The sequence below is a fragment of the Photobacterium aphoticum genome, from assembly GCF_001029435.1.
Classification (GTDB): Bacteria; Pseudomonadota; Gammaproteobacteria; order Enterobacterales; family Vibrionaceae; genus Photobacterium; species Photobacterium aphoticum.
In genome coordinates, this window is sequence record NZ_LDOV01000005.1 from 62,300 (window position 1) to 73,859 (window position 11,560).

General features: G+C 52.4%; 15 protein-coding genes. 8 read left to right on the top strand and 7 right to left on the bottom strand.

Annotated features, from left to right (window positions below; translation table 11 throughout):
* Positions 1 to 21 precede the first annotated feature (21 nt).
* Complete coding sequence (locus ABT58_RS02790) at positions 22 to 486, top strand: DUF1499 domain-containing protein (protein WP_047872842.1); 465 nt, start codon at positions 22 to 24, stop codon at positions 484 to 486.
* Positions 487 to 560: 74 nt separating this feature from the next.
* Positions 561 to 803 carry a hypothetical protein gene (locus ABT58_RS02795; protein WP_047872843.1) on the top strand — a complete coding sequence of 81 codons (243 nt, stop codon included), beginning with the start codon at positions 561 to 563 and terminating at the stop codon, positions 801 to 803.
* Between the two features lie 125 nt (positions 804 to 928).
* On the opposite strand, the gene ABT58_RS23645 is transcribed toward ABT58_RS02795, so the two are convergent.
* From ABT58_RS23645 to napF, 6 genes are all read right to left on the bottom strand, one after another.
* A complete protein-coding gene (locus tag ABT58_RS23645) occupies positions 929 to 1,063 on the bottom strand; it encodes a TIGR02808 family protein (protein WP_082210915.1) in 135 nt (44 codons plus the stop codon).
* 15 nt (positions 1,064 to 1,078) lie between these two features.
* Complete coding sequence (locus ABT58_RS02800) at positions 1,079 to 1,654, bottom strand: NapC/NirT family cytochrome c (protein WP_047872844.1); 576 nt, start codon at positions 1,652 to 1,654, stop codon at positions 1,079 to 1,081.
* A gap of 33 nt (positions 1,655 to 1,687) precedes the next feature.
* On the bottom strand, positions 1,688 to 2,131 hold the full coding sequence (locus ABT58_RS02805; protein WP_373300198.1) for a nitrate reductase cytochrome c-type subunit: 444 nt from the start codon (positions 2,129 to 2,131) through the stop codon (positions 1,688 to 1,690).
* A 121-nt stretch (positions 2,132 to 2,252) separates the two neighbouring features.
* Positions 2,253 to 4,739: a periplasmic nitrate reductase subunit alpha gene (gene napA, locus ABT58_RS02810; RefSeq protein WP_047872846.1), complete on the bottom strand. Its 2,487-nt coding sequence runs from the start codon at positions 4,737 to 4,739 to the stop codon at positions 2,253 to 2,255.
* Positions 4,736 to 5,011, bottom strand: coding sequence for a chaperone NapD (locus tag ABT58_RS02815; RefSeq protein ID WP_047872847.1), 276 nt, complete (start codon positions 5,009 to 5,011; stop codon positions 4,736 to 4,738). Before ABT58_RS02815 ends, napA begins: the two co-directional genes overlap by 4 nt.
* A 2-nt stretch (positions 5,012 to 5,013) precedes the next feature.
* Positions 5,014 to 5,505, bottom strand: coding sequence for a ferredoxin-type protein NapF (gene napF, locus ABT58_RS02820; RefSeq protein ID WP_047872848.1), 492 nt, complete (start codon positions 5,503 to 5,505; stop codon positions 5,014 to 5,016).
* 411 nt (positions 5,506 to 5,916) lie between these two features.
* Between napF and narQ the strand changes: the two genes are divergently transcribed.
* Positions 5,917 to 7,614: a nitrate/nitrite two-component system sensor histidine kinase NarQ gene (gene narQ, locus ABT58_RS02825; RefSeq protein ID WP_082210916.1), complete on the top strand. Its 1,698-nt coding sequence runs from the start codon at positions 5,917 to 5,919 to the stop codon at positions 7,612 to 7,614.
* Positions 7,614 to 8,240 carry a response regulator gene (locus ABT58_RS02830; RefSeq protein WP_047872849.1) on the top strand — a complete coding sequence of 209 codons (627 nt, stop codon included), beginning with the start codon at positions 7,614 to 7,616 and terminating at the stop codon, positions 8,238 to 8,240. Before narQ ends, ABT58_RS02830 begins: the two co-directional genes overlap by 1 nt.
* A gap of 61 nt (positions 8,241 to 8,301) precedes the next feature.
* Here the strand turns inward: ABT58_RS02830 and ABT58_RS02835 are convergent, their stop codons facing one another.
* Positions 8,302 to 8,583 (bottom strand): winged helix-turn-helix domain-containing protein, encoded by a 282-nt coding sequence (locus ABT58_RS02835; RefSeq protein WP_047872850.1) that lies wholly within the window; start codon positions 8,581 to 8,583, stop codon positions 8,302 to 8,304.
* Between the two features lie 325 nt (positions 8,584 to 8,908).
* Here ABT58_RS02835 and ABT58_RS02840 point away from each other — a divergent pair, with 325 nt between their 5' ends.
* The 4 genes from ABT58_RS02840 to ABT58_RS02855 are packed head-to-tail and all read left to right on the top strand — an operon-like array spanning position 8,909 to position 11,333.
* Positions 8,909 to 9,262 (top strand): ArsC family reductase, encoded by a 354-nt coding sequence (locus ABT58_RS02840; protein ID WP_047872851.1) that lies wholly within the window; start codon positions 8,909 to 8,911, stop codon positions 9,260 to 9,262.
* Positions 9,263 to 9,276: 14 nt separating this feature from the next.
* A complete protein-coding gene (gene dapE, locus ABT58_RS02845; protein WP_047872852.1) occupies positions 9,277 to 10,407 on the top strand; it encodes a succinyl-diaminopimelate desuccinylase in 1,131 nt (376 codons plus the stop codon).
* The gene (locus tag ABT58_RS02850; RefSeq protein WP_047872853.1) at positions 10,404 to 11,114 is read left to right on the top strand and encodes a M15 family metallopeptidase; all 711 of its coding nucleotides are present in this window, start codon (positions 10,404 to 10,406) and stop codon (positions 11,112 to 11,114) included. Before dapE ends, ABT58_RS02850 begins: the two co-directional genes overlap by 4 nt.
* The gene (locus ABT58_RS02855) at positions 11,115 to 11,333 is read left to right on the top strand and encodes a DUF2897 family protein (protein WP_047872854.1); all 219 of its coding nucleotides are present in this window, start codon (positions 11,115 to 11,117) and stop codon (positions 11,331 to 11,333) included.
* The last annotated feature ends 227 nt before the right edge of the window (positions 11,334 to 11,560 follow it).

Consider the following 11,560-nt stretch of genomic DNA (forward strand, 5'->3'; position numbering starts at 1 on the left):
GCCAATAAGGAGAATTGCACCATGCGCCCAGCTCTATACCGTACACTGGCTCTGTTTGCCGCCACCAGCCTGCTCATTGGCTGTGGCAGCGCCGATCAGGCTGACACGACCGTCAATCGTTACCAAATCAACCACATTTGCGGGGATAGCCCTAACTGTGTTTCGACACAGGATGAACGCGAAGCCCATTACTTATCTCCCTTTGTGCTCACGGCCAAAGGCACGAAAAGCTGGAAACAAATCCAACGCTTAGCGCTGACCCTGCCCGGTGCCGCACTGGCTGACGAACGTCCCGATTATTTCCGTGTGGTGTGTACCAGCATGTTTTTCCGCTTCAAAGACGACTTTGAAGTGATGCAAGTGGGCGATATCTTGGAGGTGCGTTCCGCTTCCCGTGTCGGGTATTCCGATTTTGGCGTGAATCGAGAACGGGCTGAACAGTTTCGTCACCATTTGTTGACTGCCGGTTATGTGCAGAGCGAATAAAAACATTAAAACCAATTGATAATAATTCTCAATGCGATCTATACTTTGTGCATAGAACGAATGAGGATACATCCGTGGACAAAGCTAGCTTTCAACTTTTCTGCTTATTGGGCATCGTTATCATGACCGCATTACAGGTGTTTGATCTTGTTTGGGGATCACACACCATGATGCATTTCCTGCAAGAGTGGGCCGCCATTGATGCCCTGTGGTTAGGCTTAGCAGCCTTGGCCGTGTTTCATCGCAACACGCCAACAGGGCCGGTTTCATCACTCTTCCCTGCACGCCACTCGGTTCACCACATAGCGCACAAATAAAAAAGCCATGTCACATGACATGGCTTTTGCTTTCCGTTCCTGTTCCGACGTCTCTGTCGAACCGCCTCTCTGTACATGCATGGCACTAAACCCATCAATGATGTGTCATCCCGTGCGCTCACCCATTACAGATTTTTATCTTTCCCCAGTGACAGTAACCAAACCGACACCACTGCGACCGCCGCAAACCCACTGAGGATGATCACCGGCATCGCCGCGTAACCCAAGGTATGCCAAAAAATGGATTCAAGTGTACTCATGCCTCTCTCCTCACCTTACTGCCAGCCTTCCACGCCTTTCATATCAGGCAACTTATGGGCAATCCCTTTGTGACAATCCACACAGGTCTTATCGCCGGATGCCAACGCGGTAGAGTGCTGCTTCATACTGCGCGGCCCTTGCTCTGAAAAGTCCATGTACTCGAATTCGTGACAGTTACGGCACTCTTGCGAGTCATTGTTCTTCATACGCTGCCATTCCCGGCTGGCCAGATGTCCTCGGCGCGCCTGAAACTTCTCTTCGGTATCAATGGTGCCCAATGCATGAGCCACCAGCTCTTTCGATGCCTGTACTTTACGTACAATTTTGTCCGTCCAATTATGCGGTACATGACAGTCAGAACAAATCGCTCGTACCCCTGAACGGTTAGAATAGTGCACCGTTTCCTGAATTTCTTTCACGATAGGGGCATGACAGCCCGAACAGAACGCTTCCGTATTGGTCGCTTCCATGCCGGTATTAAACGCGCCCCAGAACAGCAAACCGCCCATGAACCCCATGAATAACACCACACCCACCGCCACTTTACTCGGTGACGTTAAGCGGCGCCAAAATGCCTTGATGATCTTCATCTTACCTAGCCTCTCTTAGCTGCTTAGCGACGGTTAGCGCAAGGCATCAACACGTTGGAAATCATTACCCACCAATGGCTTGGCATCCGCTTGTGGTACGTGACACTGCAAACAGAAGTAGCGAGACGGTGACACATCAGACAATACCTGCCCCTGACGCGGTGACTGGTAGTGCGTCACACTGATCTTGGTCGCACCCATGTCTTTGGCGTTTTTCCAGCTATGACACGCCAGACATTTATTGGCATTTTGCGACACTTCGTAGTTACGAATCGTGTGCGGGATCAGCGGCGGCTGATAGACATAATCACTGTCAATGACGCCCTGATCGCGCGGGTAGCGTTTCATCGGATCCGCCGCACGGGTCGTTTCAATCTCGCTGGCACCACGCAGTGATTCCACACCGCCAGTGCCTCCTGGGTTGTGCAATGCTTCTGCACTCTGGACAACACCGGCCATCAACATGCCCAGCGCCATCACCGCAACAATTACTTTTTTCATGTTCTTCTCCGCCTACAGGCAAAATTCAGTCAGCACATGTCCCGCCCCATGCTGTAAGGCCAGCGCGAGACATGCACTTATAAAAGGGATGGCGTCGTTAGACTTTCGTGATCTTAATCGGGCACTTCTTGAAGTCGGTCTGCTTAGACAGCGGATCCGTGGCATCCAGAACCAGCTTGTTGATCAGAATGCGCGCATCAAAGAATGGCACAAATACCAAGCCTTCTGGCGGACGGTTACGGCCACGGGTTTCAACGCGGCAACGTACTTCACCACGACGTGACTGCAACAACACTTCATCGCCACGGCGAACCCCACGCGCTTTGGCGTCAGCGGGATGGATGTAACACACCGCATCCGGTACCGCTTTGAACAATTCAGGCACGCGGCGGGTCATAGTGCCGGTATGCCAGTGCTCCAGCACACGACCGGTACACAGCCACATGTCGTATTCGTTGTCAGGCACTTCCGGCGCCGGTTCAAATGGCGCAAAGATGATGTTTGCTTTACCGTCTTTGTGGCCGTAGAAACGGAATTTCTCACCGGCAGGCACATAAGGATCCGAACCTTCAGCAAAACGCCACTGGGTTTCTTTGCCATTCACCACCGGCCAGCGTAAACCGCGTACCTGATGGTAAGTATCGTACGGTGCCAAGTCATGACCGTGACCACGGCCAAAGCTGGCGTATTCTTCAAACAGGCCTTTCTGTACGTAGAAGCCTTGTGTCTGCGCATCATCATTGAGCGACTGGGCTTCAGACAGCGGGAACTGATCGACCTGACCATTACGGTACAACACGTCATACATGGTCTTGCCACGGTACTGTGGTGCTTTCGCTAGCAGCTCTTCACCCCAGACTTCTTCCACCGTAAAGCGCTTAGAAAACTCCATGATCTGCCACAGATCCGATTTCGCTTCACCGCCGGCCTGTACCTGCTGATACCACACCTGTGTACGACGCTCGGCGTTACCGTAAGCCCCTTCTTTCTCGACCCACATCGCCGTTGGCAAAATCAGGTCCGCCGCTTGTGCCGTCACCGTCGGGTACGGATCCGAACACACGATGAAGTTTTCAGGATTTCGGTAGCCCGGCAAACGCTCTTCATTGATGTTCGGACCGGCCTGCATGTTGTTGTTACACATCACCCAGTACGCATTCATCTTGCCGTCTTTAAGCATGCGATCTTGCAGCACCGCGTGGAAACCCGGCTTCGGTGGAATTGTCCCTTCCGGCAATTTCCAGATTTTCTCCGCAATGGCGCGGTGTTTCGGGTTCGCCACCACCATGTCGGCCGGCAAGCGGTGAGCAAAGGTGCCCACTTCACGGGCGGTACCACAGGCTGAAGGCTGACCCGTCAGCGAGAATGGGCTGTTACCCGGCTGAGAGATTTTGCCGGTCAGCAGGTGAATGTTGTACACCAGGCTATTCATCCACACGCCACGGGTGTGCTGGTTCATGCCCATGGTCCACAGCGACATCACCTTGCGGTTCGGATCTGCATACTGTTTGGCCAGCTCAATCAGTTTGTCTTCTGGCACGCCCGACATCGCCGAGGCTTTCTCAACCGTGTATTCCGCCACTGACGCTTTGTACTCTTCAAAGGTCATTGGGAACATCTTGCCGGAGTTGGCATGCTTGGCTTGCTGCTGCAACGGGTGCTCATCACGCAGGCCGTAACCGATATCCGTTTCCGCACGCTTGAAGTGGGTGTGCTTATTGACAAAATCCCAGTTCACGGCATCGTTTTGGATAATGTAATTAGCGATAAAGTTCGCGATCGCCAGATCGGTTTGCGGTTCAAACACCATGCCGTTATCCGCCAGCTCAAACGAGCGGTGGGTGTAGGTCGACAACACGTTCACTTTCACATGCGGATGACTCAGGCGGCGATCCGTAATGCGGGTCCACAATACCGGGTGCATTTCTGCCATGTTCGAGCCCCACAGCACGAAAGAATCCGCGTGCTCGAAATCGTCATAACACCCCATTGGCTCATCGATACCAAAGGTGCGCATAAAGCCCACAACGGCTGATGCCATACAGTGGCGCGCGTTCGGATCGATATTGTTCGAACGGAAGCCTGCCTTCATCATTTTTGAGGCGGCATAACCTTCCATCACCGTCCACTGACCCGAGCCGAACATACCGACACCGGACGGACCGTGTTTTTTCAGTGCTGCTTTCCATTTCTCCGCCATCACATCAAAGGCTTGATCCCACGTGATCGGCTGAAAATCACCGTCTTTGTGGAACTTGCCGTCTTTCATACGCAACATCGGCGTTTGCAGACGGTCTTTGCCATACATGATTTTTGACAGGAAGTAGCCTTTAATACAGTTCAGACCACGGTTCACCGGCGCTTCCGGATCCCCTTGTGTTGCGACGACGCGGCCATTTTGCGTGCCCACCAGCACCGAGCAACCCGTACCACAAAAACGACAAGGCGCTTTGTCCCACTTAATTTTGGTTTCATCGGCACTCACAATTAAGTTCGTGGCGGATGCCGGCAGCGAAATACCGGCTACGGCGGCGGCTGAAACGGCGGCATTTGCTTTCACAAATGCACGTCTGGTCATTTTCATGAATCATCCTCAGATTGCGCGTCAATGTGTTCAATTTGGTGGAACACTAAAAACGTGGTCAGAACGTGTTCTAAGTTATTAATCTTGTCGATCGTGTCGGTGACATAGCCTTGAGATTCAGTCTCAAGCACCACCACCACTTTGCCTTCTTCGCTGTCACCGTAGATTTCCGCATTCGGCAGGGCGGCAATCTGCGCTTTCACCGGCTCTAAATAGGCCGGCTTCACATGAACAACCAAGCTGGAAATATGGACTTCTTGAGGAAACGCCATCGCTACTCTCCTTCTTTATCTGTTGTCACCAGGGAAATGGCCGAAGCCGGGCATACTGCAATACAAGCACCGCAGCCGGTGCAGGCATCCGTCTCTATCGCCGGAGTCGCTACCCCACCGATTTGTAACGTGAAACGAATCGCTTGGGTCTCACACATATCACCGCAACTGCGGCACTCGATCTTCTTGTTCGCCAAGCAGTCATCACTGATCACCGCATGGAGTTGCCACGGGTCTTCCTGCTGCGGGCGAAACAAGGACTCAGGACACGCCAACGCGCAGCGGTAGCAAAACGTACATTCGCCCCGTTGAAAGTCGACGATAGGGAAACCCCCGTCCCCTTTGGTGATGATCTGAGTTTCACATTGCGAGACACACTGGTTACAGCGGGTGCAGTGATCGGTGAAGGTCTGTTCATCCACCACCCAAGGCAGACGCGGCAGATCCGGTTGCTGACGCCGCATCAACAGGCGACGGCGAGAACGATCAAACATCGACACATCCTTTGTAAAAAGTTATGAACAAGATGACCGTGATGGCAGCCTCGCAAAACAAGACAACTGGCGTCACACGACAAACACCCCATAGCGACAACTCATATTTTTTCATAAATCGTCATTTTTCTATGCGATAGTGTAAATCCAGTAATATTTGCTTAAATACCCAGTAAGGGTTATTTGGGGGACAAGATTGTTTTGGATCAATAAATAAAATTGATACTCTTCACACTATATGCACGTTACCGCCTGAATGCGGCTAGCCATCACACGTAACACGTCACCGCTTCTGTGTTCCTTGTCCTCTTTTCACTATAGTTGAGACACACAATAGGCGTTCGGTGGCACATCACGCCGATCCCTCACCGAGGGCATCACGCGCCTGACACGATTTAGAAAGGGAATGCCTTGCACACTCAACCGCTTAAGCCCGTCACCACCACCATTGCCCGCGCCATGCTGGCCATTGTGTTGCTGTCGGTGGTGACCACCAGTTTTGCCCTGCTGACCTTGGCATCCAGCCTCAATGATGCCGAAGCCATCAACGTCTCCGGCTCTCTGCGCATGCAAAGCTACCGACTGGCCTATGACATTCAAACTCAGTCACCGCAACTCAACGAGCATTTGGAACACTTTGAGCAATCCCTCTTTTCTCCGTCGATGGCTGCGTTAGAGCACTGGACGGTCCCCCGAAGCATTCAGCAGCATTACGATCACCTGATCGTCCGCTGGCACGACTTATATCCGCTGTTACAAAACGGCCACGAAGCGCAGTTCCTGACGGATGTGGCACGCTTTGTCGATCGCATCGATCAGTTTGTTTACGCGTTACAGGAATTTTCTATTGTGAAGCTGCAACTGCTGGCGATTGTCGGCGGTGTCGGACTGAGTTTGATCCTGCTGATCACCCTGTTCATCATTCACTTTACGCAGCGAAAAATTGTCAACCCGCTCAATCAGTTGGTACATGCCAGCGAACAGGTACAAAACGGCCAGTTTGATCTTGTCCTGCCGGTCAAAAGTGACAATGAACTGGGGATCCTCACCGGTGCGTTTTCGACCATGGCCAGTGAACTGGGCAAGCTCTATCGCAATTTGGAAAAGCAGGTGGATGTGAAAACCCGCCGTTTACGACAGGCCAATGACTCGTTGCAGGTGCTGTATGATTGCTCGCAAGAGCTCAAGGCCAGCCGCCTGAGCGCACAAAATTTCCATGCCATGCTCAATACCATGAACACGATTGAAGGGATCACCGCCACTCAACTGATCATAGAAGAGCCAAGCGGGGCCAATACCGAACTGATGGCGGGTGAGCCAACCGAGGCCATCTGGCACTACCAAGATTTGGAGATTGACGGCAAAATACAGGGACGCCTGGGCTGGCAATACACCCTACCGTGCCCGGATCACAGCCTGATTGAGAACATCAGCCGTACCTTGGCACGCGGCATTTATTACAACCGCGCCCAGAAGCAGGCCGAACAATTACTGTTGATGGAAGAGCGCGCCACCATTGCCCGCGAGCTGCATGATTCGCTGGCACAATCCTTGTCATACCTGAAAATTCAGGTCACGTTGCTCAAACGCCAGGTAGATGACACCGCGCCGGCCACCAGCATTATTCGTGATATTGATGAGGGGTTATCGGGCGCTTATACCCAGCTGCGCGAGCTGCTCAGTACCTTCCGCCTGACCATTAAAGAGACCCATTTCGGGGAAGCGTTACGGGCGATGCTCAGCCCATTGGAAGCCCAGAGCAGTGCGTTGATCACCATCGACAACCAACTTTCTTCGCTCCATTTAGAGGCGCACCACCAAGTGCACCTGCTGCAATTGATCCGCGAAGCGGTATTGAACGCCATAAAACATGCCAGCGCCACGGCCATTACCGTGCGCTGCCAGCAACACGACGAGACAGTGACCATCAGTATTCAGGATGATGGATTGGGCTTTGATCCCAATGATGACAAGCTCAACCACTATGGTCTCGCCATCATGACCGAGCGTGCCTCTCGCTTGCACGGTACACTGACTATAAACACGGCCAAAGGGGAAGGCTGCACCGTCACCCTTCACTTTACGCCCCAGCCGCAAGGATACCGATAATGACCTGCTGGAAAATAATGATTGTTGACGATCACCCGCTTATGCGCCGTGGGATCAGCCAACTGTTAAGCTTTGAAGGCGACTTTACGATTGTAGGGGAAGCCAGCAATGGCGCCGATGCCGTACAAATGGCCCTCGATACCGAGCCGGATTTGATCCTGCTGGATTTAAACATGAAGGGCATGTCTGGGCTGGACACCCTCAATGCCATGCGTTTGGAAGGCATTCAGTCCTGCATTGTGGTGCTGACCGTCTCTGACAGCCGTGCCGATGTGCATGCGCTGATCAACGCGGGCGCGGATGGCTACCTGCTTAAAGATACCGAGCCGGATCAACTGATCGCCCTGCTCAAGCAAGCCTTATGTGGCGGTCAGGCCTACAGTGACTTGGTACGTGAATATCTGACAGATAACCAGGCACAAGATTCACTGTTAGATACTCTGACCGAGCGGGAAATGCAGATCTTAAAAGAAGTGGCACGCGGCCATCGCAACAAGCAAATTGCCGACACTCTGTTTATTTCAGAAGCCACGGTCAAAGTGCACATGAAGAGTTTATTGAAAAAGCTACAAGTGAAATCGCGCACTGCCGCCACGGTGTTATATCTGGAAAGTCAGGGGCGCTAGAACCTCGAACGAGAGTACCGCTTGTTACCTATAAAAAAACCGCATTTCTGCGGTTTTTTTATCAGCAAGAGACCGATGAGATGATATCCCTTTCTCGCGACTCGACCCAGTGAACGTCAAATGGCCCCCAGTCACTTAACTGGTAGTAACCATCATTATGACGTTTACCGTCTTGAATGAACGCCAACTCAATACCGAAACCAGGTAGGGCTTTCAGTACATCCTGAATGGTACGACGTGGCCAACCCGTAATTTCAATCAACTTTGGCACGTTTGGACGTTCAAGTTGTTCGACTAACAACGCTAAATACAGACGACGAGCAAAAACCGGATTCAATTCCATTGAGACCTCCATAATTTGAGGATTTCATTATTCCGTCTTATAAAAATCGGTTGTTGCGTTTGATCAAATTGAGGCACGATTTCGACTCGCCTCACCGCCCAGTTGAGTGACCCTGCTCACAAAACTTTTCACAACTCACGTGAAAGCAATAAAAATAACAACTAATCAACAACTTGGGTGTCAGTACTGTCTCTTTTGTGGCGAAAATTTCGTGCTGACTTCGGCCTTCGCCGCAAACTCACCACTTCCCCTGTACCGTTGCGCCTGTTGATGATTCCCGCTATAAAGAGAGACCAAGTTCACAACATAAGTCAGCCTAATAACAATGAGTACGATTGCTTACGGTATCAAGAACTGCGATACCATCAAAAAAATGAAGAAATGGCTTGAAGCCGAGCAGATTGCTTACCAATTTCACGACTACCGCACGGATGGCCTGGATCGTGACATGCTGGAACAATTTGAAGCGGCATTGGGTTGGGAAGCGATGCTCAACAAACGCGGTACCACCTTCCGCCAGCTGACCGATGAACAAAAAGCCGGTCTGGATAAAGACAGCGCGATGAACCTGATGCTGGAATACCCGGCGATGATCAAGCGCCCGCTGCTGGTTCACAACAATCAGTACCACCTTGGCTTTAAGCCAGATCAGTACCACGCTATTTTTAACGACAAGTAATGAAGGATACAAGGATGTCAGACAGCCCCGTTATCGCGCTGGCGAAAGACTTTATCAGCCGCCCTTCGGTGACCCCAGAAGATGCCGGCTGCCAAGACGTGATGATCGCGCGTCTCGAGCAACTCGGTTTTACCATCGAGACCATGGTGTTTGAAGATACCACTAACCTGTGGGCCCGTCGCGGCACTGAAGCACCACTGTTTGTGTTTGCCGGTCACACCGATGTAGTACCTGCCGGTAACCTGAATCACTGGCACACCGCCCCGTTTGAACCGACCATCATCGACGGCTACTTACACGGCCGTGGCGCCGCTGACATGAAAGGCTCACTGGCCTGTATGATTGTCGCCATTGAGCGTTTTCTGGCTGAACATCCGGATCACAACGGCTCTATCGCCCTGCTGATCACCTCAGATGAAGAAGGCCCGTTCATTAACGGGACCACCCGTGTGATTGACACCCTAGAAGCACGTAACGAGAAAATCGATATGTGCATTGTGGGTGAGCCGTCCAGCACCCATCACGTAGGGGATGTGGTGAAAAATGGCCGTCGCGGCTCCATCACCGGTGATGTGATCGTCAAAGGCGTACAAGGCCACGTGGCTTACCCACATTTAGCCGATAACCCGGTACACCGCGCGATGCCGGCACTGGCCGAACTGGCTGCAACCACGTGGGATAACGGTAACGACTACTTCCCGCCAACGAGCTTCCAAATCGCTAACGTGGCGGCTGGCACCGGGGCGTCGAACGTGATCCCGGGCGAGTTCCATGTGCAGTTTAACTTCCGCTTCAGCACCGAGCTGACCGTCGAAGACATCAAACGCAAAGTGCATTCGGTACTGGATGCCCACGGCCTTGATTACGATCTTCAGTGGACTTTCAGTGGTCACCCGTTCCTAACTGATAAAGGTACCCTGCTGGAAGCCGTGGTCAGTGCTATTGAAGAAGTGAACCATCAGGCACCGGAATTGCTCACTACCGGTGGTACCTCAGACGGCCGCTTCATTGCCCGCACTGGCGCGCAAGTTGTGGAACTAGGCCCGGTGAATGCCACTATCCATAAAGTGAATGAGTGCGTGAAAGTGGCTGATCTTGAGAAGCTGACTGACATGTACCAGAAAGTGTTGGAAAAAGCCCTTTGACCCTTCAACATCCACAACACGCTCGGCCACATACGGCCGAGCAACTTACCGGCCAAGACACCAGCCATTTAGTGGTCATTAACCCGACCAATAATCAAATGGTGCATGCCGACATGGCGCCGGCCATGCTTGCCTTACAAGCCGCTGCGCTTGAAACCGGTTTTGATATGCGACTGGCCAGCGCTTTTCGCCCGTTTGATCGCCAACTGTGGATTTGGAATAACAAATTCACCGGCCAGCGCCCGATTTTAGACAACCACAGCCAACCGCTGGATCCGGATACCCTGACCGACCTGGAAAAGATCCATGCAATTTTACGTTGGTCTGCCCTGCCGGGTGGCAGTCGCCATCATTGGGGCACCGATGTCGATGTTTACGCCGCCAACTGCCTGCCTGAAGGCACATCACTGCAATTAGAGCCGTGGGAATATGAAGCCGGCGGCCACCAGCATGCCTTTGCCCAATGGCTACACCGCACCATGCCTGAATTTGGCTTTTACTTGCCATATGCCGAAGAGCGACAAGGGGTTGCCTGCGAGCCCTGGCACATCAGCTACTACCCGATCAGCCAGCACCTGTTGCAACAACTGACACCAGACATGCTCAAACGCACATTGCAAGCCACTGACATTGCAGGAAAGTCGCAGATACTGGCAAATCTTGATACCCTTTATACACGGTACATTGCAAATGTCGGTGAGGTATAAATGGAATGGTTATTCAACCCTTGGGTGATCAGCATCATCGTGGTCGCGGTGGTCGTCAGTAATATCGCCGCCTTGAAATACACCGCACACATGAAGTTTGGCCAACGCGATAGCGTAAAAGGCACTCACGCCAAGAACAAACGCGAGCAAGATCTGGATGATCTGATCAGCAAGCAAGCCGAAAACGATCGCGCCATGAAGCGTGATAAGAAGCCGTAAAGGGTTTTAGGGGCGGTTAACAGCAAAGATAGAGCAGGAACGAGTCTCAAGGGACGGGTCTCGCTTCGCTCCGAGTAAGGGCAAAGTCAAAAACAGATAAAAGGTCCTGTGGTCCTGTGGTCCTGTGGTCCTGTGGTCCTGTGGTCCTGTGGTCCTGTGGTCCTGTGGTCCTGTGGTCCTGTGGTCCTGTGGTCCTGTGGTCCTGTGGGGCTGTGGTGCGGGGGGGC